Here is a 22,137-nt window from a genome sequence, read left to right on the forward strand (position 1 = left end):
CCGCATCCGTATCCTCGATATAGACTCGCAGGGGTAGCCTGAATTCCATTAGGGCGCACCACCGTTTTCGGTAATATCGCCATTTTTGGGCATTTCGAGACCAAAATGACGATAAGCCTGATTAGTGACCACACGGCCACGCGGTGTACGCATAATATAACCCTGCTGAATCAAGTATGGCTCAAGCACATCCTCTATAGTCCCGCGCTCTTCACTAATCGCAGCGGCAAGGCTGTCTACCCCCACTGGGCCACCGTCAAAACGCTCAATCATGGCCAACAATAAGCGCCGATCCTGATGATCAAAACCACTGCTGTCGACGTTAAGCATATTTAGTGCCTGATCGGCGATCTCCGCACTCACAAAACCATCGGCCTTCACTTCCGCATAATCTCGCACGCGCCGTAATAGCCGATTGGCGATACGCGGCGTGCCTCTGGAGCGCAGTGCAATTTCATGGGCACCGGCGTCATCTAGCCGCATGCCGAGAATTCCCGCACTACGGCTAACAATGGTGGTGAGATCCTTTACCCCATAAAACTCCAAGCGCTGGACAATACCGAAGCGATCCCGCAACGGTGACGTTAACAAGCCCGCCCGAGTGGTGGCACCAATCAAGGTAAACGGCGGTAAATCTAATTTAATGGAGCGTGCGGCCGGTCCTTCGCCAATCATGATATCCAGCTGATAATCTTCCATCGCCGGATACAAAATTTCTTCAATATTGGGACTCAGACGGTGAATCTCGTCTATAAATAGCACATCCCCGGCATCGAGGTTGGTCAATAGCGCGGCAAGGTCACCCGCTTTTTCCAATACCGGCCCCGAGGTCGTTTTGAGCGACACCCCCATTTCATTGGCCAAGATAGTTGCCAAGGTCGTTTTGCCCAAGCCTGGCGGGCCAAAAATCAGGGTGTGATCCAGTGGTTCATTACGCATCCGCGCCGCACTAACAAATATCCCCATTTGCTCACGCACCGCTGGCTGACCAATATAATCGACCAAACTTTTGGGTCGTATCGCGCGGTCATAGCGCTCTTCGGCAGGCTCGCCGAGCTCTGGCGCCACGAGACGGTCTATTTCAATCACTGAGTTTTGCTCATCACTTAATCATGTTTTTTAAGGCAGCGCGGATTAATTCCTCGCTACTCGCATCGTCCAGCTTCAAGGCGCTAATTGCCTTGCTCGCCTCTTGAGGCTTATAGCCCAACGCCACGAGGGCGGCCTCGGCTTCGGCGATATTCGCTCGACCCAGCGCCTGGGGCGCTGGCACACTTACGCTGCCAGACTCCGGTGCCCAATCTTGGAGACGATCACGCATCTCAATGACCAAACGCTCAGCGGTCTTCTTGCCCACCCCCGGCAAACGTACCAGCGCAGCGGTATTGCCATTTTGCACGCAACGCACAAATTCATCGCTGTCGATGCCCGACATAATCGCCAAGGCCATTTTCGGGCCAACACCGTTTACCTTAATCAAGTCCCGAAACAAGCGCCGCGCACGAACATCGCTAAAACCGAACAACTGCTGGGCATCTTCGCGAACTATAAACTGGGTGTAAAGCGCCACTTCCTCGCCCAGCGCGGGCAAATTATACAAAGTAGTCATGGGTACTAACACTTCGTAGCCCACACCCTGTACATCAATCACAATTTCCGGTGCCTGTTTTTCAATCAACACGCCGCGCAAACGTCCTATCATTACTACTCCAAACCTAGGTAAGGCGCCCGCGCCGCATACGCGTTGCCGTGGTCGATGCCGACATTGTTAATAATCCCTGACGGGAGTTGGCATGGCAAATTGCCGCTGCCAGCGCATCGGCAGCATCCTCTTGGGGTACTACCGGTAACTTCAGTAGAATTTTTACCATGTGCTGAATCTGGTCTTTATCCGCCGCACCGGTTCCCACCACGGCCTTTTTAATCTGCCGCGCCGTGTACTCCGCCACAATTAAATCATGACTAACGCAGGCCACCACCGCCGCGCCCCGGGCCTGGCCCAGCTTCAGCGCCGAGCCAGCGCTCTTGGCCATAAAAACCTCCTCCACCGCCGCCTCTACTGGGGAATATTCAGCAATGATGGTACTTAAACTCTTAAAAATAATATCCAAGCGCGCAGGTAGCGCACCCGTGGGAAGGCGGATAACCCCGCTGGTAATATAGCGATGGCGATTGCCAATCACTTCTATCACCCCAAAGCCGGTTTTTTGTGACCCGGGGTCCACACCCAAAATAATTGTCATTGCAACCGCTGTGTTGTTCTTTATATAAGTGCAGATAGCCTAAACGGGATGTTTAGCCGCAATCTTCTCCATCGCGCCAACTTCTGCGCAGTGGGCACCGATCAGAATATTATTATGCACAGGTTTGGACCGAGATTAATATGCTCTAGGCTCGCAGTTTGCAGCCGCAGCCACCATTAAGACAACTGATCGAGTACTGCTTGCGGGATTTGCGCATTGGTATGAACCTGCTGAACATCGTCGAGATCTTCAAGCATGTCGATCAAACCCAGCAGCGCCTCAGCCCCCGCCACATCTAATTCCATATTGAGCGACGCAATCATTATGGTATCTGCACTTTCGCAGCGAAAGCCCGCAGCCAACATAGCATCTTTAACAGCCAGAAAATCGCTAAATTCAGTCAGCACCTCAGTGGTCCCATCATCGTGGCTCACCACGTCTTCAGCGCCCGCTTCAAGTGCCGCCTCCATTAAGGCGTCCTCATCAATACCTGGTGCATAAACCAACTGCCCCTTACGGCTAAATAAATAAGCTACGGAGCCATCAGTACCAAGATTACCACCGCGCTTATTAAAGGCATGACGGACATCGGCCACTGTGCGATTACGATTATCAGTCATGCACTCAACCAAAACCGCTACCCCGCCAGCGCTATAGCCTTCGTAGCTGACCTCGTCATAATTATCACTATCGGCATTGCCCGCGCCACGGGCGATCGCCTTATCGATGGTGTCGCGCTTCATATTGGCGGTAAGCGCCTTGTCCACCACCGCGCGCAAACGCGGGTTATCTTCAGGCGCGGGACCACCCGCTTTGGCAGCGACGACAATCTCGCGAATAAATTTAGTGAAAATTTTGCCGCGCTTGGCATCTTGCCCAGCCTTGCGATGTTTGATATTGGCCCACTTGCTGTGACCCGCCATACCGCCTCCCGATAGCAGTGAGCCCCGCATTGCGAGGCTCACTCAGATCAAATAATCGAACGCCGCAGCGTCTTTTAGCCGATAATTATTTCTCTTCTAACTTGCGCAAGCGAATATTCAGTTCGCTTAATTGCTTAATTTCAACCGTACCCGGTGCATCGGTCATCACACAGGCCGCACTCTGGGTTTTAGGAAAGGCAATAACGTCGCGAATAGACTTTGCACCGGTCATTAACATGACCAAACGATCCAGACCAAAGGCCAGACCACCGTGCGGTGGCGCGCCGTACTTAAGCGCGTCCAGCAAGAAGCCGAATTTCTCGTCGGCTTCTTCTGGGCCAATGCCCAACACGCGAAACACCGCCTGCTGCATCTCCGAGCGATGTATACGAACCGAACCGCCGCCAAGCTCAGTACCGTTAAGCACCATATCGTAGGCAATCGACAGGGCTTCACCCGGTGCTTTTTCAAGCTCTTCTGGGCTGCACGATGGCGCAGTGAAGGGGTGATGCAAGGAAGTCCAGTTGCCACTGCCGTCTTTCTCAAACATCGGGAAATCAACAACCCACAGTGGTGCCCACTCGCAGGTGTATAACTTAAGGTCTTCACCGAGTTTGCAGCGCAGCGCGCCTAGAGCCTCGTTAACAACCTTGGCGCTGTCGGCGCCAAAGAAGATCAAATCGCCATTCTCTACTGCTAAGCGATCCAGAATCGCTGCACGCACCGGCTCAGGCAAGAACTTAACAATGGGCGACTGTAAACCATTTTCCAGATCGCGCTTGTCGTTGACCTTGATATACGCCAGACCTTTGGCACCGTATATACCAACAAACTTGGTGTATTCGTCAATCTGCTTGCGAGTCAGGACCTCATTACCACCGGGAACTTTCAGGGCTGCCACGCGGCCTTCTGGGCTTTTGGCTGGACCAGAGAAGACCTTGAACTCCACGTCTTGCATCAAATCGCCAACGTCTACCATTTCTAGCGGAATCCGCAGATCAGGCTTGTCGCTACCAAAGCGCGACATGGCCTCGGCGTACTTCATGGTAGGGAAGCTGCCAAGGTCAATATTCATCACTTCTTTAAACAGATCGCTAATCATGCCCTCGGTAACGGCCATGATCTGCTTGTCGTCCATAAACGACGTTTCAATATCGATCTGGGTAAATTCGGGCTGACGGTCGGCGCGCAGGTCTTCGTCGCGGAAGCACTTGGCGATTTGATAATAGCGGTCAAAACCAGACACCATCAGCAGCTGTTTAAACAACTGCGGCGATTGCGGCAGCGCAAAGAACTTACCCACGTGAGTACGGCTAGGCACCAAGTAGTCCCGGGCACCTTCTGGCGTGGCTCGGGTCAAAATAGGCGTTTCAATATCCAAGAAGTTCTGGCTATCGAGGTAACGGCGCAGCACCGAGGTAATCCGCGCGCGCAGGCGCAGCTTGTCGGCAATTTGTGGGCGACGCAAATCTAGGTAGCGATAGCGCAAGCGCACGTCTTCGCCAACATTAGTGTGATCGTCCAACTGGAACGGCGGGGTTTCTGACTCATTCAGAATTTCCAGCTCTTTGCCTAGCACTTCGATCTCGCCGGTTTTCATATTGGCGTTGACGGTCGCACCGGCGCGGGCCCGAACCCGGCCGCGAATACGCAAAACATATTCACCGCGCACGCGGTCAGCCGTGCGGAAATGCTCTTCGGTGTCTGGGTCAAACACCACCTGAACAATTCCCTCACGGTCGCGCATATCCAGGAAGATAACCCCACCGTGATCTCGGCGGCGATCTACCCAACCACACAAGGTCACTTCTTGATCTATGTTCTCACTACCCAAGCTGCCGCAATAATGACTGCGCATGAATTCTGTCCCGCTATATCGAGTTTATAAAGTCACAATCCGAGTTTTAATCGGAGGAGGAAGAAGATGTGGCCGGGGCGCTAGTCGCACCGCCATCGCCAGCCAGATTTTTCTTTTTGTCGCCAGATTTAAAATCGGTTTCATACCAACCACCGCCTTTTAGGCGAAATCCTGCCGCTGAAACCTTTTTGACCAGCTCTGCCGCTTTACACGCAGGGCAATCGCGCAGCGCCGGATCACTCATTTTGTGCAAGGCTTCAAACTCATGCTCACAAGCCCGGCACGCATATTCGTAAATAGGCATATCAATCTCCCCAAACAAAACACATAAATGACATCATTAAGGGCCAAGCGGCTCAAAAGGAGCGGGATTATAACGCAAAGCATCCCCCGCAATAAATGCAAGAGGCTATTTGAGGGGGAAATAAACTGTAAAGCGGGGAGGTTTACCGCCCAAAGTAGCTAAAAAGCCACTTTGGGCGGTAAAACGGGTACTTATACTGCGAAATCTTTCAGCTTTTTCAGTGGGCGAACCTTTACCGCCACACTTGCTGGCTTGGCTTTAAACATGGTTTCTTCACCGGTGAAGGGGTTAATGCCCTTGCGTGCCTTAGTCGCCGGCTTTTTGACGGTGGTGATTTTCATCAAACCGGGAATAGTGAATTCACCTAATGCACGCTTTTTAATACTGCGCTCAATCAAGATTTCCAGCTCAGCCATAACATCACCAACCTGCTTACGGCTCAAGTTGGTGTTTTCAGCAATTTCAGTCAGAATTTGAGTTTTGGTCATTTTCTCACTGATTGCCGTTGTTTTACGCTTAGCTGGTGCGCTCGCTTTTGCCTTAGCGGCAGCTTTTTTAGGAGCAGCTTTTTTTATCGCCATTATGATTATTCCTGTATCTCACGTTGAATAGTACTTGCCCATTTGCATCTTTAGCACCCCAAGCCAATACCTCAGAATTCACCACTAAAAAGTGCATGCAAACACCTATAGTCGATTGTTTTGGGCAATACAAGACACAAAGGCCTTTTTTGATCAAAAACACTGTAAAAAAGGCTTATTCTTACAAAAAAACCTCCTTTATCACCTTCCTCGGCAATGCCCGCATTTTTCAAACACGTAATGTAAAGCAAGCTTATTCACCGTGTTTAAATCTAGAAATCTAAGGCGGAGCGACCTTGAATCACCTGTCGCAATTGCGCAACAATGCCCTGCAACTCGTCTGCTGAATACGCCTTCGCTGGCAACTGTCCCCACACCGGTTTGGGCCAAGCCGGATCTGAACTAAATCTCGCAATATGATGGATATGAAGTTGCGGCACCATATTGCCTAAGGCGGCAATATTTAACTTTTCGGCACCAAACTCACTTCGCAAAATTGCACTGCAAAGATTGGACTCCTTTAGATATTGCAGCTGATCCTCACCGCTCAAATCGCAAATTTCACGCATTTCTGCGCGACGCGGCACCAAGATCAGCCATGGATACTGCGTATCGTTCATTAATAACAGCCGACATAGGGCTAAATCACCCACAAAAGCGCAATCTCGGGCCAAAGCCTCATGTAATTCGAACATCACTACTCCTTGCGGCTGTACCGCGCTGCCGATCAATCGTAAAATGCGCACACTCAGATAAACAAGGCCAGAATTACATCATGCGCGCTAGCCAATTTCTAATTGCCACCATTAAAGAAACCCCCGCCGATGCCGAAGTCATCAGTCACCAGCTAATGCTGCGGGCGGGCATGATACGCAAGCTTGCCACCGGCCTCTACACTTGGCTGCCCATGGGCCTGCGAGTGCTGCGCAAAGTCGAAGCCATTATTCGCGAAGAAATGGGCAATAGCGGCGCCATGGAAGTGCTCATGCCGGTCGCCCAACCTGCTGAATTATGGCAGGAATCTGGCCGCTGGGAACAATATGGCGCCGAGCTATTGCGCTTTAACGACCGCCACGGCCGTGATTTTTGCCTCGGCCCCACCCACGAAGAAGTTATTACCGACCTCATTCGCAACGAAATCAAAAGTTACAAACAGCTGCCCGCCACCTTTTATCAGGTACAAACCAAATTCCGTGACGAGATTCGCCCACGCTTTGGCGTAATGCGCTCCCGGGAATTCATTATGAAGGATGCCTACTCTTTTCATAACGACCAAGAATCCCTGCAAGCGACCTACGACGTGATGCACACCGCTTACTCGCGCATTTTCACGCGCTTAGGCTTGGATTTCCGCCCCGTTATTGCCGACACCGGTTCCATTGGCGGTAGCGGCTCACACGAATTTCACGTCCTGGCGTCTTCTGGCGAAGACGACATCGCCTTCTCTGACACTTCAGACTATGCCGCGAATGTGGAGATGGCTGAAGCTATTGCCCCCGCCGGTGAACGCCCAGCGGCTAGCCAAGCGCTAGAAAAAGTCGCCACGCCAAACACCCACAGCATCGACGACGTGAGCGCGTTACTAAAGGTAGACGCCAAGCAGGTTTTAAAAACCCTCATCGTTTACGGCGAAGAAGATGAACATGGCAAACAAGGTTTAATCGCACTGGTCTTGCGTGGTGATCACCAGCTCAACGAAATTAAAGCTGAGAAAATAGCCGGCGTCGCCTCGCCACTCATCTTCGCGTCAGAAGAAGACATTGTCGCGACACTGGGCTGCAAGCCTGGCTCAATTGGCCCAGTCGGTTTAAAAATTCGCGTTATTGCCGACCGCAGCGCAGCCCACAGCAGCGACTTTGTTTGCGGTGCCAACGAGGATGGTTTCCATCTTACCGGCAGCAACTGGGATCGCGACGCCATATTTACTGAAACCGCCGACATCCGCAATGTCGTCGAAGGCGACCCTAGCCCCGACGGCCAAGGCGGCCTGCTGATTAAGCGCGGCATTGAGGTGGGCCATATTTTCCAGCTCGGTACGAAATACTCAGAAGCACTTAACGCTAGCGTGCTAAATGAAAACGGCAAAGATCAAATCATGACCATGGGCTGCTACGGGATTGGCGTTACCCGCGTGGTTGCCTCGGCCATTGAACAAAACAACGACGACAAAGGCATACTCTGGCCCGCCAGTATCGCACCCTTTGAAATCGCCATCGTGCCATTGAATATGCAAAAGTCTGAGCGGGTTCGCGAGCAGGCGGAGACGCTTTACAACACCTTGCGCAGCTTAGGCTACGACGTGCTACTCGACGATCGTAACGAACGCCCCGGTGTTAAGTTTGCCGACATGGAGCTAATCGGTATTCCCCACCGCATCGTGATCGGCGACCGCGGGCTCGACAAAGGCTTGCTCGAATATAAAAATCGCCGCGCCGCCGACAATGAAGACATTGCCATTAACGATGTCGTCGCCTTTATTCAGCAGCAGCTGCCCCGTTAACATGATGTGGCGCGGCCTCCAATCTGCCTTTTTCGCGCTTTGCCTGCTCGCCGCCCCCAGTTGGGCAGCAACGGGCAAAGACGACCAAGACCGCGACGAGCTGCGTCAATATCTGCAACAGGCGATTGCCGAAGCCGACAGTTTTGAAGACCGTTTCGACGCCGAAGTCTGGCTACTCGATATGTCTAGTCGCATGAGTCGTTTTATAAAAGACCCAGAGGAACGTCTCACCTTTTTGCGCAGTGTTCACCGAGAGGCGAGCGCCGCTGACCTAAGCCCCGAACTCGTCCTCGCGCTAATCGAGGTAGAAAGCTATTTTGATCGCTACGCGGTGTCCCGCGTCGGCGCCCAAGGCCTGATGCAAGTGATGCCCTTCTGGAAAAACGAAATTGGACGCCCGGAAGACAACCTCACCCAGCCCGACACCAACCTGCGCTACGGCTGCCATATATTAAAATTCTACTTAGATAAGGAAAAAGGCAATCTTCACCGCGCCCTAGCCCGCTATAACGGCAGCTTAGGTAAGCATTGGTATCCAGATCGGGTTTTTACGCGTTGGCGTAAAAATTGGTATAACGGAGAGTTAAGTTTTAATTAAATCTGCTTGAAAACGAAGATTATACAAGGTTTGGCCGACTAGCGAATGCCAATCTTAGCGGGGCAGGCGAGCTGTATTTTTTCAAGAAAATAAATTAAACGCGGACACCTTGACATTCTGTACCTTTCTACGCGCATTTACTTCCCCCTCAAAAAGGTAAAATTCATTGCCAGAACTAAAAACGATTGGCCTTTTTGTCATCACCGCACTCGCTGAAATTATCGGCTGCTACCTGCCCTATTTATGGCTGCGCGAAGGTAAATCGATTTTCCTACTGATACCAGCCGCATTGTGTTTGGCGATATTTGCCTGGCTGCTTACTTTACACCCCTCTGCGGCCGCCGCTGGCCGAGTCTTTGCAGCCTATGGCGGCGTGTACATTGGTATGGCAATTTTATGGTTGTGGGCAGTAGAAGGCATTCGCCCAACACCATGGGACCTCATAGGCTCTAGCGTGGCACTGCTGGGCATGGCTATTATTATGTTTGCACCGCGCGCTGCATAATAAACAGCGATCTGCAATCCATACCTTACGCTAGCGATTATTCGCCTCAAAGCCAGTAATAAATTCATAGGCTTGCGCGGCATCGTCCTGAAATGAATACAGCGTAAGATTTTCTTTTATATAGTATTTATAATTTGGCAGATCAGCGATTTTATCCATATTTTGAAAACCCATAGACCAATCTTTAAAATTCCGCGCTTTAAGGCTGCCGGCGATGATAGTCAGCACATTGTGGTGTCGTGGGTCCTTTCTGATGGTGGCGTACAGCTCACGTACCGTTTGCTCTTCACCTTCGAGCATCTGCATAAAATTGCCGCCTTTGTATAACAGCATGCCGGTAATGCCGAGATCCAAATTTTTGGCCTGCGACTGCCGTAACAGTAATAATAACTCCTCGTCAGGCAGCAACTGCACGGCAGAACTGACGTAAATCAGATGAAAGATCATCTTCCCCTCCAATGGATAAACTCCATTTTTTTAAAGTCTCGATCTCGCCCCCAAAACGTATGATAAAAATAGCGCTCACAGCTAGTCGACGCCTCCTAAAGAATCAATGTCGCACTGGTCTTGTATGCCGGTATTGGTGTTAAAAAGTCCAATATGCCTTTTAGCATAGTTCAATATCAGATTGGCTCAACAATCGAATCAATTTTTCCGGCCTTAACCAATGCTAAAAAAGCCTCGCCCAGCGCTAGGCTGCGTGTTGCCGAATCCCGCCATAGGCGCTTTCTCATAGTATCGTCGCCCTGCATACGCAGGAAGTCTCGCCGATCCGGAATGCGGCCTAATTCAGTCGATGCTAAGAACGACTCTGACGGACTGATTAACACCACTTTATCTAACAACGCTTTTGGGGTTTTCCGCCAAAAAAAGTATTTATCAAACCAACCGGAAGTCACTTCCGAATAAAAATGGGGATAAAGCACGAGGCCTTCGCCCTGCCAAAGATTTCCGGGCACAGGGTGATAATCAAGCAAGCCGCCATCGCGGTGCACACCTGCTGGAGCGCCAAGCACGTCGCTGACACCGTGCATCACTACCGGAATAGAACCCGATGCCATTACCGCTGAACGTAAATTGTCGCGATTTAAGGCAACCCGATGGCTTACATAAGCGTCGCGGCCAGCGAGTGCACCATCGGCTCGGTCATCGGCAAATATCACGCGCTGCATACTTTTTTTATGGATATTACGACCAAAGCCATTGAGCGCAAAGGCCAGAGCCATAGCGTATTTCTGCTGTGCCACCGAGGCACCTGCCAGCAAACCCTTAGCTAATACCGTGCCGCAGTGATATCGAAATACCGGATGGGTGAGAATTTCATCTACGCCCACCTGATCAACAACGACGTCCAACAATTTTTCAGTTTCAACATCGATGAGATCCGCGCTAAAGCCATTGGGATAGGATTGCTCAATATACGCATGGGCTAAGTCATCCAAAGCTTTGGCCGAGTCTTGCCGACACGCCCCAGCCAATTTAAATGCGCCAACCGAAGTTCCAAATAAATTAATTGGATGACTAGCACCGGCCAGCCACTGAGAAAATATAGCGCGATCCAAACCGTAAATAGCCAACCACTTCGCCGCACCGGAAGCGCCGAATACCGTGCTTATATCTGACGGACTCAGCCCATGCTTCTGAATATGCTCAAGTGCAGATTGACCTGCACGAATCCTTAATACACTCATTTCATCCTTTGAACATATTCTGGCCGTTAGTATTCGGCATTGTATAACACCTAGCGCCCAAACAGATAAACACTACCACGCGTTAGCCACGCTGAGCACTGAACCGCCATCTTCAATTACCTGTCAGGGCGTTCGCGGTCAATATTAGCGCTCGCCACCACAAGCCCACTCGCCCCACCTTTCACTTGCTGCATATCTGAGTAAAATGGGAGATTCGGCGCCGAAGGATCGGCATATTCATTGGCTTAATCAAGGAGTGATTAGCTATGCAGCCTAAACTCACCCAAGCCATTTTCGGCTTACTCGTCTTCTGCAGCGTCAATTTAGCTCACGCAGACGCGTCACTACCGGCGCAAACAACGCTGAAACCAGCCCTTATGCTGGCAAAACCCTACCGCAGCGACATTGAGCTTAAGCACTACTGGATCAGTGAAAAACTTGATGGCGTCAGAGCTTACTGGGACGGCGCGCAGCTTATTTCTCGGCAAGGAAACCGCTTTTCAGCACCGGGCTGGTTTACCCAAGACTTCCCTAAGCAAGTATTAGATGGCGAGTTGTGGATGGGCCACAATCGTTTTGCGGAGGTTTCCGGCGCGGTGAGGCGGCGAATTCCCGACCCAGCCCAATGGCAAAAGATACGCTTTATGGTGTTTGACTCGCCCAATGAAGCAGGTGACTTCGATCACCGGCTGCAGGCGCTAAGGGCATTGTTTACACAACTGAATAGCCCCTCAATCGCCTTGATAGAACAGTATAAAATCGATGACGAAACGGCGCTGATGCAAACACTTGATCAGATCATTGCCGATGGCGGTGAAGGCTTAATATTGCATTTAGGCAGTGCACCCTACCGCGGCATTCGCAGCGATGATTTATTAAAGCTCAAGCGCTTTAGCGACGCCGAAGCGGTCGTTATAGGCCACATTCCAGGTAAGGGAAAATTCAGTGGGATGCTCGGCGCCATAGTAGTCAAAATGCCGGATGGCAGAGAATTTAAAATAGGCTCTGGCTTTAGTGATGAGCAGCGTCGTCACCCACCCGCGATTGGCAGCACCATCAGTTATAAATACCAAGGTACTACGGCGAGCGGTTTACCGCGCTTTGCCAGCTTTTTCCGGGCGCGTAATGATTTCTAATGCGAGTTAAGCGACGCTTACTCGCTGTCACTACGGCTTTTCTGGGCCGCCTTCTTTTGCTGGCGATATTCAACGGGGGTTAATTCAGTCCAACGTTTAAAGGCGCGATAAAAGGTGCTAGGCTCAGAAAAGCCGGTTAAATAGACCACATCGGCAATACTTTCATCGGTTCTTGCCAGCAAGCGCTTGGCCAGAACACAGCGATAATCTGCCAGCACCTGATTAAAGCTCGTGCCAGCTTCCGTTAATCTGGCACGCAGCACCCGTTCATTCATGTCGAGTCGCGCCGCCACACTCTCTAAACTGGGCTGCCCCAGCTCGAGCATTTCGGCGATGATCTGACGCACATCGCCCACCACGTCTTGGCGAGACAGGCGCTCTAATTGCTTGCTGGCCAATTTCTCATGCAGTCGCAATAGATCGGGTTCGGCATGTGTGGAGGGTGTGGCCAGTATACTGCTGGCAAAAACCAATGAGGCTTCCTGCTGCTTAAAATGCACCGGGCAGCCCATAACTTTACTGTATTCGGCAGCATCGCCCACCGCATCGTGCAGTAAGTTCACTTCGTCGGCAACAAATGCACCATCGGTAACCGCCTGGAAATAACGGATTAAAAACCGCGCAAAGCACTCATTGCGATGGCGAAAAATAAGCGCGTCATCGTCGTCATCGCCCGCAAATGCCAATACTAATTTGGATTGAGTTTGGCCAATATGCAGCTCAAATTGCATGGCGTCGGTCACCAGACGCTGATAATTCTGGGCGCGCTTGAGGCCCTCGCCAAAATTCGGGCTACTCAAAAACAAGTATTCCAGCACCTGACCACGATACACCTGTACCGCGTCCGCTAGATGCAAGCCGATATGATGATCGCCACTGACATCCTCCAATACCCGCCAGAACTGCTGTTGCGCTGCATGGGGGAACCGCGAGCTACGGTCCTGCAGCAAGGTGGTGGATATTCGACACTCACTAACAATACGTTCAACGTCCAGTCCCATTGCTTGCATAGCCGGATACACCAGCTGAATCAAAAAACTGGAATCGCTTAAATCAGAGAGGTTTTTCGAACTTGTTTCAATCATTCAACACGGTTTCTGCTGGATACAAAGTGAGCGGGACTAAATCAGCGGCTATTGGCCGAGCTGCCAAAAAATAGGGCATGCCCGGGCTAATTATAGACGAGCAGGTTTTCATTATACTGCACCATCACACACCACTGGAATTGTCCCAGTATGGAGATAGAGTTGTATGACCGCAAGTGATGAGTTAAGACTGAAACGCCTGCCAAGCACCCTGCCAATGCTACTAAAAGCAGCTATTACCCGCAAAAAGCCTAATTCAGCGCCTGTCTTCCCCAGTTACACCTTAACGGTTGCAAAAGTCATCTGCTCTAATAACCAATTACAACGCTATCGCAAGACCTGTGGCTTTACCGCTAACAGCGAGACATTGCCGATCACATTTCTACATGTTCAGGCATTTCGTCTGCACATGAAAATGATGCTAGACCCACAGTTTCCAGTATCCCCAATGGGCTGCGTGCACTTGAGCAATAGTATTACCCAGTTTCGGCCTATTAATGCCCAAACCCACTTACGTTTGCAATGCCGGGTGTCTGACCACCAAGTTACTGATAAGGGCATAGAGTTCAGCTTTCACTGCGCGGCCTTTGTCGACCAGGAAAAAGTCTGGGAAGACACCAGCCGCTACCTTTCGCGCTGTAAAACTGGCGTTGCAGCAAGCCCTAAAGCGGCTCGCGGCGAAGCCCGCGTATATGGTCAACAGCAAACCTTGGCCATTGGCCGCCACGACGCCCGCAGCTATGCCCGCGCCTCAGGTGATTTCAATCCAATCCATCTCCACGATCTCAGCGCCAAAGTCTTGGGGTTTAAGCGCATGGTCATTCATGGCATGTGGAGCAAAGCAGCCTGCCTTGCGGCCTTGAACAAGGAGATTAACGGCGAAAGTTACTACTGCGACATTGATTTTAAAACCCCCATTTTTCTACCTACACAAGTGCAGCTACTCTTTGATACTAAAAATGACGGGGCCGATTTTGAGCTTCGCGATAAGGCAGGCACCAAGCCCCACCTTATCGGCACAATTCGTCTCATCGGCAACTAAGACGCCATTAATGCAGCTCCGGCGCGCCTACTTTTTAAGTAGCAAGTCCGGAGCCATATTACGCACCATTTCTCTAATACCCTGGCGCCAGTCAACCCGAGTTTCGCCAATCAGTGCGTGCATGGTGCCAGTATCAATCGGCAAACTCCCAAACGCCTTAGGGTTATTCTGAAAACGCGGCGTGAATCCCGCTAGCCCGGCCAAGTAGTCACACCACTCTTCAATGCTCACCGCTTGGGAGCCACCAAAATTGGTGTTGGTTACCTCAAGCGTTGCCGCCGCAAGTAAATAGGGTATTTTTGCAACATAGTCATCTGAGTGCAGCAGATTGTAGTTGTTCGGCGCATCGGGATGTAAATCTATGGCCATATTTTCTTTCATCATTAGCAGGTGAAAATAGGGCCAACCACCGTTATTGCCATAAGGCACACTTAATCGAGCAATAGTCGTTGGTATTTTAAATTGGTGGGCGGCAAAGCGGCACACCGTTTCTGCCGCAATCTTGGCAATGCTATAGGTGGGGAACATTGCTCGGTGATTATCACCCAAAGCGTCGTTTTCACAGCGCGGTGACTGTCCCGCATATTGGTAAACCGCCGTAGATGACAAATGTAAAACGCTTTAACGTTGCGGCAATGGGCCATTACATTGCCGACGCCCTCGCCATTTGCAGCCAAGTCATAATCAAAAAGCCCTGTTTTCACAACGGCAAAATTCAACACATAGTCAACATCTTGTGGGCATGCGGCTAAGCTGTCCATATCGGCACGATCGGCGCGAACGGTGTGAATACCGCGTTTTTCTAAATCGAGTCGCGCAGCTTTGTCGCTAAACCGGGCGAGCGCCGTCAATTCCGCTACATCGCACAAGGCGTCAAGCACTGGCGCGGCAACCTGGCCGGTTGGCCCAGTGACCAGAATTTTCGCCCCTTTTAAATCAACTGGCGTTACCGCCATAAACACGCCTCATCACAAGTATTTATCTTATGAGACGAGTGTATAGGGGCTAGTGGAGGTCGGGCACCGTCCAAACGGATGGCACCCAGATATTGCGGGGATTACAGCGCGTGTTACAGGTAACTCTCTAATTCACGCAGCCAGTCTTGGAGCTTCTTCATATTTTCTGGCCCCAAGCGCCACATCCATTTGCTGAGGGGATCGGCGTTTTCAAGGACTGGATCAACATATTGATACATGACCTTGGGGCGTTTCATGGCAGCATTTTCAGGAATCGGCTCAACAATGAGCAAGTGCTCAATCATGGTCCGCAGCTGATTATCAAAGGACTGAGGATTGCCCAGTTCGTTATAGGTGCCCTCTAAGAACGGCGACCATTTCTTATAGAATATAGCCAAATTTTTAGGGTCTGTCGCCGTAACCGTGGCGATCATACTGTCCCAACGCGTGTAATTGCCCGGGTCATTCACTAAGCCGTCTTCTGTTTTAATCACCAAAAACGGTTCTTTGCTATACACAAAAGGCAAATGTTTGGTTGGCAAGCGGTAGTTGGCTAATTGGTCTACTGCAGAAACCCATTTACGAACCTGCTCAGAAGGTTGCAGCCAGCCAGCCAAAGGCGAAGACAATTTCGCAGCGGCGGCTCGGATTTGCTCATCACTGCCATTTACCGCAGCGGGTGGCTCTGGCACTGCTGCTGCTTTCTCGCTGTAATCTTCTTCAGACTCTACTGCGAGTGTTTGCTTCACCGCTTTTTCTGGTTTATTTGTTTCATCTATAAGCGCCGGTGTCGGCTCGTCATTATATTCACTCGTCGCCGACCGATCTAAAACAAACCAAACAAACGCGGCAATTCCGACGATCACAACAACCGCAGATAATGCTTTCCAGTTCATCAGAAAATCCTATTGTTAAATGAGGAAAATTTATTGTTGTGCCACAAAGTCGTGCCAGACACAGGCATCTACCGTAACGCCCTCAGCGATAGCATGCAAATAAGACGCCGTGCAGCATAATGGTATTACCGCGGCCAAAAATCAGCAAAAGGTATTGCTATACTAAACGGATATAAGTGATAAACGCCACTTAGAGTGGCGTTTATGTGGTGAACTCTGTGCTCGACTTAGCGATTCAGGTAAAAGAAGGCGCTACAGGTCAAAGTCGTCAAACAGATCCAGCTCATCCATTAGGCGTTTACGCTCTAGACGCTCTTCAATCTTTCGGCGGATGCTACTGTCGCGTCCACCCATATCACGCCGCTCATCAAAATCGGCGCTCGAATCATCTTCCACAAGATCATCGATATCGTCATCAGCTAGGTCACTTGCCATTGTTTGCCCACTCCAGTACTACGCATATACAGAATGAACACCTCGGCTTGCCGTGGTGGTTCAGGGCACTATTTATGATGAACTCGCGACCCTGTCAATAAAAATTTCTTATTATTTCACTGACGCGATTTAAGTCCGTCGATAATACCGGCACTTTTCAATTATTTTCCTCAACATTTGTTGGCTGACTACCGCTAGCAAGCACTAACTTTTAAGGAAATAGAGTAAGTATATGTCACACCGCCGAATATCATTTACCAAGCCGGTTAAGACCATTCAATGCAGCGGTACGATAAGCTTCCGCCATGGTCGGATAATTAAAGGTTGTGGTCACAAAATAGCGAAGCGTATTGCCCCCATTTTGCTGTTTCATAATCGCCTGACCAATGTGGATAATTTCAGCCGCCTCGGCACCAAAACAGTGGATGCCAAGTATCTCTAGCGTGTCCACATGAAACAGCAGTTTGAGCATACCCACAGTTTCGCCACTAATCTGCCCTCTGGCGGTATCTTTAAAAAGCGCCCGCCCTACTTCATACGGCACTTTGCCTTCCGTCAATTCCCGCTCAGTTTGGCCGACCGAGCTGATCTCCGGCAAGGTGTAGATCCCAGTGGGGACATCGTCAACAAAGCGGCATTGCTCTTTGCCCCGCGCCGACGCCGCCGCTGAACGCCCTTGATCATATGCCGCGCTAGCCAAACTGGGCCAACCAATCACATCGCCCGCCGCAAATATCGTCGGCACGACGGTTTGGTAGTGCTCGTCTACCACTAGCTGACCACGGTGATCGGTTTCTAAGCCAACGGTGTCCAAACCAAGGCCATCGGTATTGCCACTGCGACCGTTACACCAAAGCAAGGCATCGGCGTGAAGGCGCTTCCCCGATTCCAAATGCAAGACTATTTCTTTATCGCTTAACTCAACTGACTGATACACCTCCCGGTGGCGAATCATCACACCGGTGTTGCGCAGCTGATAGCTCAATGCATCAGAAATCTCATCGTCCAAGAACTCAAGCAAGCGATCTCGACTGTTAATCAACTCCACCTTCATGCCAATGCCGGCGAAAATCGACGCATATTCACAACCGATAACCCCCGCCCCATAAACAATGATTTTATTGGGGGTATTACTCATCTTCAGAATGCTATCGCTGTCATACACCCGCGGGTGACTAAAATCAATATTGGCGGGCTGATAAGGCCGAGATCCTGTGGCGATCACTACACTTGCGGCGGTGATGAGTTCGCTCTGGCCGTCCTCACCCTTTACCGAAATAGTATGGGGGTCAACAAAGCACCCTTTACCGTGAATAAGTCGAATCTGATTGCGGTGATAAAACCGGTTGCGCATGGTGACCTGACGCGTAATAACTTTATTGGCATGGCTCAACAAGCGCGGATAGGTCAGCGTACGAGGATCGCCAATATCACGAAATATTGGCGTCTGATTAAAACGAATGGCCTGCCGAACCATATGACGAAGCGCTTTTGACGGTAATGTTCCTTGGTGTGTACAGGCGCCACCTACCGCACCTTGCGCCTCAACAACCACAACATTGCGGCCGTGTTTAACTGCATTTAATGCCGCGCTTTCGCCAGCCGGGCCGCTGCCCAATACCACCATATCGTAATCAAACTTCTTTACCACTGTGACTCCCTCGTCGTCATATAGGCCCCTTGTTAGCTTACGACACCAACTGCCCAATCGGAATTAGACCTTCTACTAATAAAAACTCGCGCGCCATAGTGGCAAACCCTAAAATACCCCTATTATTCAGCGCGCCGCCGGAGAAAAATCGTGTCTGACCTCAAGCCCCATAGCCGAGAGTATTTTGGCGTAACCAGCTTGCTCGCCGCCCACCCCGATATGCGCAAACTAAAACGCAGTCGCTCAGCCACCCACCTTCACGGCTATAAGCTGTGGGGCAGTGCCTATATTCTCATGGACTATTTACAAGAGCACCCACTGCAACCCGGTAGCCGCGTTCTCGAACTGGGCTGCGGCTGGGGTTTAGCCAGCATTTATTGCGCCAAGTATTTGAAGGCAGATGTTACCGCCTTAGACGCAGACCCCGCTGTTTTCCCTTATCTCACCCTATTAGCAGACCACAATCAGGCGACGATCAACACCTTGAGTGGCGATTTTACCTCGCTCAGCGTTGAGGAACTCGCCGAGTACGACATCATTATCGCCAGCGACATCTGCTTTTGGGATGAAATGAGTGAGGCGCTATATGAACTTATTGCGCGAGCCGTCGACGCGGGGGTGAAAAAAATTCTCATTGCCGACCCCCACCGCCCGCCATTTCTCGATGTCGCTGAAGCCTGCGTCGACGATTTCTTTGCCGAACTGCTGCCCCGCGAGGTCAGTACAAGTCGCCGCCATCGCGGCAGCATACTGGTAATTGAAAATGCCTAAGCCCAAAAGGCTGTCTTAAAAGTGACTTAATTTCGTCATACAACTGCAAACAGCTCGGCGTATGGTCTCAAGTGTGAGGATCATACTATGCGTTTAATACAGTCGATTAATCAGTTCGATGTAAGAATGTTTCTGGCCTGCGTCAATACTCGCCACCAGCAACACTTATCCCGCATTGCCCGCAGCGTATCAAAAACAGGAGATGGCTATGCTCAACTCGGCCTCCCTGTTCTGGTATATGCCGCAGGGATTCAACAAGGCCTAGCCTATTTTAGCGCGGTGCTAATCAGCTTTGCCGCTTGGCTACCCGCCTACTGGGTTCTGAAAAACACCTGTCGAAGACAGCGCCCACCTGCGGCCATACCCGCGTTTAACGCGTCGATCATCGCTTCTGATGAATTCAGTTTTCCGTCTGGTCACACCGCTGCCGCCTTTCTTTTAGCCACAATGACAGTACTGTTCTTCGGTGTCATTGGCGCCCCCTTGTTTATCTGGGCTGCAGCAGTAGCCGCCTCGCGGGTGATCTTAGGGGTTCACTTCCCTACCGACACCTTGGCCGGCGCGAGCCTTGGCATTGGCATTGCCCACCTGGGTCACAGTATTGTCATCGTCTAAGCTCGCAGCTGCACCTACCTTGTCAGGACAAAACCCCTTATGAAATTACTTTACGGTGTGCAGGGCACAGGAAATGGCCATATTGCCCGCGCCCGAATGATGGCCCATCACTTTGCCAAACGCGGTATAGAGGTTCAGTATTTATTTAGCGGCAGACCACCTGAACAGTATTTCGATATGGCCGCCTTCGGCGATTACTGGCATTACGCCGGACTCACCTTTGCCACTGAACAAGGCCGCATTAGCAATATAAAAACCCTGCGCCAACTGCATCCGCTGCAATTTATTCGCGATCTGCGCAATATCGACTTGAGCCCATTCGACGCCGTTATCACCGATTTCGAACCCCTTACCGCGTGGGCTGGTCGCCTGCAAAACAAAGCGGTAATTGGTGTCGGTCATCAATACGCCTTTGGCAACGCCGCGGTTCCCGAAAGCGGCGCAGACTTGCGCAACCGCCTCATAATGCGCTATTTCGCACCGGCAAGATTTCGCTTAGGGCTGCACTGGAATCATTTTAATGCGGCCATCGCGCCGCCGATCATCAATCCTGAGGAACGCCGCGCCGCTGCTGCTGAACATATTTTGGTCTACCTACCCTTTGAAGATCAGCAGCGAGTGTGCGCCACCTTACAAAACATCCCCCAATATCAATTCATTCAGTACGCTCCGCAGCTCAGCGACACAAATATTGGCAATGTCGCGCAACGTAAAACCAGTCTCCACGGTTTTAAGCACGATCTTTGCTCCGCCCGCGCGGTCATTTGCAACGCTGGATTTGAGCTCATCAGCGAATGCCTACACATGGGGATTCCGGCACTCGCCAAACCGGTTGCCGGCCAAGCCGAACAACTCGGCAATGCCGCTGCGCTCAAGCAACTTAAGCTAGCCAGTGTCATGGACCAATTTAGCCAGCACATCATTGAGCAGTGGCTCTTAAATATTCCAGCGCAAACGCCACAGCACTATCCCGATGTCGCGGAAGCAATTTGCGACTGGGTATTAAAAGGGCAATGGCACGACAATGAGGCACTGGTCAATCAGCTCTGGCAAGAAACCGGCACCCAAACAGCAATGCCACTATTGACATCATAATGTCCCAAACCGACTCAGGCATTAATACACCGCCGCTCGAAAATGAATGCCGTGAGTACATTGGCCCACATTTGCCCGACTTCACCACAGTCATGGATGCCTGTCGCGGGCGCCTGCACAAACGCCTGTCGGAATTACTGTCATTAGAGCAGCTCTGCCGCCAAGCAGGTTCACTGATACACAGCAGAACCGAAGCCCTAATTGACGTCGACGAATTTACCCTGCCGCTGGTGTCACTGGTCATCGGCAATCCAGATACCGCCAAACACTGTCTATTCGTCACTGCAGGCATTCACGGCGTAGAACGCATTGGCACGCAAGTTTTACTCGCATGGTTAGAAAGCGTGGTAGAACGCTGTCGCTGGGACAGTCACTGGCGCCAACAATTTGAAAGTGAAATCTGTATTGTTGCCGTACCCATTGTGAATCCCGGCGGCATGCTCAGGGACTCGCGCTGCAACCCAAATGGCATTGACCTTAACCGCCACGCGCCGATCGATGCCGAAGACAAAGTGCCCTTTCTCGTCGGCGGTCAACGTCTATGGCGAAAATTACCCTGGTATCGCGGTCGCCGCGACGACGACTTTGAACCCGAATTCATCGCACTCCAAAATATTATCGGACGCCACTGCAAGCTTGGCCGACCAAGCATCGCAGTCGACTTCCACTCCGGTTTCGGTTTTCAAGATCACCTGTGGATACCCTACGCTTACCGCCGCCTTCCCATCGCCGATATTGGTAGCTACGTCGCTCTAAAATTATTGTGGGAACGCAATTTTCCCCACCACAATTACGTATTTGGCCCCCAAGCCATGCACTACCTCAGTCACGGCGATATATGGGATTACTTCTATCAGCGCTGTCGAGCACAAGGCATCACCCTGCTACCCCTCACCTTAGAAATGGGTTCGTGGTTATGGGTAAAAAAGCACCCCCAGCAACTATTCAGTTTTGCCGGCTTGTTCAACCCCACGGTGCCCCATCGCCACGCGAGGGTATTACGTGGCCATTTACTACTGATCGACTTTTTACTCGCCGCCGCGCGCAATATGGAGCACTGGCAACCCAAGGGCGAGCAAGCGCGAGAAATGCAGCAAATGGCCCAAAGTCTCTGGTATCGGCAGCTATAATATATGAACATCAAACACTGGCTCTTTTTGCGTGGCCTTGGTCGAGAACAAGGACATTGGGGCGACTTTATTCAGCGCTGCGAAGCGCAGCTCGGCTGGCATTGCCACTGCCTCGACCTCCC

At 51.2% G+C, this 22,137-nt stretch carries 24 protein-coding genes and 1 pseudogene; 9 read left to right on the forward strand and 16 right to left on the reverse strand.

What is annotated here, in order from left to right; genetic code table 11:
• Window positions 1–48: 48 nt before the first annotated feature.
• The 8 genes from ruvB to ABYP33_RS11020 form a co-directional block, all read right to left on the reverse strand.
• The gene (ruvB, locus tag ABYP33_RS10985) at window positions 49–1,089 is read right to left on the reverse strand and encodes a Holliday junction branch migration DNA helicase RuvB (protein ID WP_373090960.1); all 1,041 of its coding nucleotides are present in this window, start codon (window positions 1,087–1,089) and stop codon (window positions 49–51) included.
• 13 nt (window positions 1,090–1,102) lie between these two features.
• Window positions 1,103–1,702, reverse strand: a complete 600-nt coding sequence (ruvA, locus tag ABYP33_RS10990) for a Holliday junction branch migration protein RuvA (RefSeq protein ID WP_373090961.1) — start codon at window positions 1,700–1,702, stop codon at window positions 1,103–1,105.
• A 13-nt stretch (window positions 1,703–1,715) separates the two neighbouring features.
• Entirely contained in the window at window positions 1,716–2,243 is a 528-nt protein-coding gene (ruvC, locus tag ABYP33_RS10995) for a crossover junction endodeoxyribonuclease RuvC (RefSeq protein ID WP_373090962.1), read from the reverse strand.
• A gap of 176 nt (window positions 2,244–2,419) precedes the next feature.
• Window positions 2,420–3,166, reverse strand: a complete 747-nt coding sequence (locus ABYP33_RS11000; RefSeq protein ID WP_373090963.1) for a YebC/PmpR family DNA-binding transcriptional regulator — start codon at window positions 3,164–3,166, stop codon at window positions 2,420–2,422.
• 85 nt (window positions 3,167–3,251) lie between these two features.
• Window positions 3,252–5,024 carry an aspartate--tRNA ligase gene (aspS, locus tag ABYP33_RS11005; protein WP_373090964.1) on the reverse strand — a complete coding sequence of 591 codons (1,773 nt, stop codon included), beginning with the start codon at window positions 5,022–5,024 and terminating at the stop codon, window positions 3,252–3,254.
• A gap of 46 nt (window positions 5,025–5,070) precedes the next feature.
• Entirely contained in the window at window positions 5,071–5,328 is a 258-nt protein-coding gene (locus ABYP33_RS11010; protein WP_373090965.1) for an FmdB family zinc ribbon protein, read from the reverse strand.
• A 191-nt stretch (window positions 5,329–5,519) separates the two neighbouring features.
• On the reverse strand, window positions 5,520–5,909 hold the full coding sequence (locus tag ABYP33_RS11015; protein ID WP_373090967.1) for an HU family DNA-binding protein: 390 nt from the start codon (window positions 5,907–5,909) through the stop codon (window positions 5,520–5,522).
• 272 nt (window positions 5,910–6,181) lie between these two features.
• A complete protein-coding gene (locus ABYP33_RS11020; protein WP_373090969.1) occupies window positions 6,182–6,604 on the reverse strand; it encodes an HIT domain-containing protein in 423 nt (140 codons plus the stop codon).
• 80 nt (window positions 6,605–6,684) lie between these two features.
• Between ABYP33_RS11020 and ABYP33_RS11025 the strand changes: the two genes are divergently transcribed.
• From ABYP33_RS11025 to ABYP33_RS11035, 3 genes are all read left to right on the forward strand, one after another.
• Window positions 6,685–8,409: a proline--tRNA ligase gene (locus ABYP33_RS11025; protein WP_373090970.1), complete on the forward strand. Its 1,725-nt coding sequence runs from the start codon at window positions 6,685–6,687 to the stop codon at window positions 8,407–8,409.
• A 1-nt stretch (window position 8,410) separates the two neighbouring features.
• Window positions 8,411–9,007 carry a lytic transglycosylase domain-containing protein gene (locus ABYP33_RS11030; protein ID WP_373090971.1) on the forward strand — a complete coding sequence of 199 codons (597 nt, stop codon included), beginning with the start codon at window positions 8,411–8,413 and terminating at the stop codon, window positions 9,005–9,007.
• A 166-nt stretch (window positions 9,008–9,173) separates the two neighbouring features.
• Window positions 9,174–9,512: a YnfA family protein gene (locus ABYP33_RS11035; RefSeq protein ID WP_373090972.1), complete on the forward strand. Its 339-nt coding sequence runs from the start codon at window positions 9,174–9,176 to the stop codon at window positions 9,510–9,512.
• Between the two features lie 30 nt (window positions 9,513–9,542).
• Here the strand turns inward: ABYP33_RS11035 and ABYP33_RS11040 are convergent, their stop codons facing one another.
• Both ABYP33_RS11040 and ABYP33_RS11045 read right to left on the reverse strand, forming a co-directional pair.
• Window positions 9,543–9,959, reverse strand: coding sequence for a BLUF domain-containing protein (locus ABYP33_RS11040; RefSeq protein ID WP_373090973.1), 417 nt, complete (start codon window positions 9,957–9,959; stop codon window positions 9,543–9,545).
• A 176-nt stretch (window positions 9,960–10,135) separates the two neighbouring features.
• The gene (locus ABYP33_RS11045) at window positions 10,136–11,203 is read right to left on the reverse strand and encodes a hypothetical protein (RefSeq protein ID WP_373090974.1); all 1,068 of its coding nucleotides are present in this window, start codon (window positions 11,201–11,203) and stop codon (window positions 10,136–10,138) included.
• A 266-nt stretch (window positions 11,204–11,469) separates the two neighbouring features.
• Between ABYP33_RS11045 and ABYP33_RS11050 the strand changes: the two genes are divergently transcribed.
• A complete protein-coding gene (locus tag ABYP33_RS11050; protein ID WP_373090975.1) occupies window positions 11,470–12,339 on the forward strand; it encodes a DNA ligase in 870 nt (289 codons plus the stop codon).
• 17 nt (window positions 12,340–12,356) lie between these two features.
• On the opposite strand, the gene ABYP33_RS11055 is transcribed toward ABYP33_RS11050, so the two are convergent.
• Entirely contained in the window at window positions 12,357–13,424 is a 1,068-nt protein-coding gene (locus ABYP33_RS11055; RefSeq protein WP_373090977.1) for an AraC family transcriptional regulator, read from the reverse strand.
• 166 nt (window positions 13,425–13,590) lie between these two features.
• Here ABYP33_RS11055 and ABYP33_RS11060 point away from each other — a divergent pair, with 166 nt between their 5' ends.
• Window positions 13,591–14,466, forward strand: a complete 876-nt coding sequence (locus tag ABYP33_RS11060) for a MaoC family dehydratase (protein ID WP_373090978.1) — start codon at window positions 13,591–13,593, stop codon at window positions 14,464–14,466.
• 27 nt (window positions 14,467–14,493) lie between these two features.
• Here the strand turns inward: ABYP33_RS11060 and ABYP33_RS11065 are convergent, their stop codons facing one another.
• From ABYP33_RS11065 to sthA, 5 genes and pseudogenes are all read right to left on the reverse strand, one after another.
• Entirely contained in the window at window positions 14,494–15,075 is a 582-nt protein-coding gene (locus ABYP33_RS11065; RefSeq protein WP_373090979.1) for an NAD-dependent epimerase/dehydratase family protein, read from the reverse strand.
• Between the two features lie 80 nt (window positions 15,076–15,155).
• Window positions 15,156–15,422, reverse strand: a pseudogene (locus tag ABYP33_RS11070) (NAD-dependent epimerase/dehydratase family protein); the annotation flags it as partial.
• Between the two features lie 113 nt (window positions 15,423–15,535).
• A complete protein-coding gene (locus tag ABYP33_RS11075) occupies window positions 15,536–16,318 on the reverse strand; it encodes a DUF3014 domain-containing protein (protein WP_373090980.1) in 783 nt (260 codons plus the stop codon).
• Window positions 16,319–16,570: 252 nt separating this feature from the next.
• Window positions 16,571–16,753 carry a PA3496 family putative envelope integrity protein gene (locus ABYP33_RS11080; protein ID WP_373090981.1) on the reverse strand — a complete coding sequence of 61 codons (183 nt, stop codon included), beginning with the start codon at window positions 16,751–16,753 and terminating at the stop codon, window positions 16,571–16,573.
• A gap of 250 nt (window positions 16,754–17,003) precedes the next feature.
• Window positions 17,004–18,404 (reverse strand): Si-specific NAD(P)(+) transhydrogenase, encoded by a 1,401-nt coding sequence (gene sthA, locus ABYP33_RS11085; protein WP_373090982.1) that lies wholly within the window; start codon window positions 18,402–18,404, stop codon window positions 17,004–17,006.
• 150 nt (window positions 18,405–18,554) lie between these two features.
• On the opposite strand from sthA, the gene ABYP33_RS11090 reads away from it, so the two are divergent.
• The 4 genes from ABYP33_RS11090 to ABYP33_RS11105 all read left to right on the forward strand — a co-directional run bounded on the left by ABYP33_RS11090 (window position 18,555) and on the right by ABYP33_RS11105 (window position 22,015).
• Complete coding sequence (locus tag ABYP33_RS11090) at window positions 18,555–19,175, forward strand: methyltransferase (protein WP_373090983.1); 621 nt, start codon at window positions 18,555–18,557, stop codon at window positions 19,173–19,175.
• 87 nt (window positions 19,176–19,262) lie between these two features.
• The gene (locus ABYP33_RS11095; protein WP_373090984.1) at window positions 19,263–19,790 is read left to right on the forward strand and encodes a phosphatase PAP2 family protein; all 528 of its coding nucleotides are present in this window, start codon (window positions 19,263–19,265) and stop codon (window positions 19,788–19,790) included.
• 39 nt (window positions 19,791–19,829) lie between these two features.
• Window positions 19,830–20,885: an MJ1255/VC2487 family glycosyltransferase gene (locus ABYP33_RS11100; protein WP_373090985.1), complete on the forward strand. Its 1,056-nt coding sequence runs from the start codon at window positions 19,830–19,832 to the stop codon at window positions 20,883–20,885.
• Window positions 20,885–22,015 carry a DUF2817 domain-containing protein gene (locus ABYP33_RS11105; protein ID WP_373090986.1) on the forward strand — a complete coding sequence of 377 codons (1,131 nt, stop codon included), beginning with the start codon at window positions 20,885–20,887 and terminating at the stop codon, window positions 22,013–22,015. The genes ABYP33_RS11100 and ABYP33_RS11105 overlap by 1 nt, the downstream gene beginning before the upstream one ends.
• Window positions 22,016–22,137: the final 122 nt, after the last annotated feature.

Origin of the sequence: Zhongshania sp., assembly GCF_041584495.1 — a bacterium.
Taxonomy (GTDB): domain Bacteria; phylum Pseudomonadota; class Gammaproteobacteria; order Pseudomonadales; family Spongiibacteraceae; genus Spongiibacter.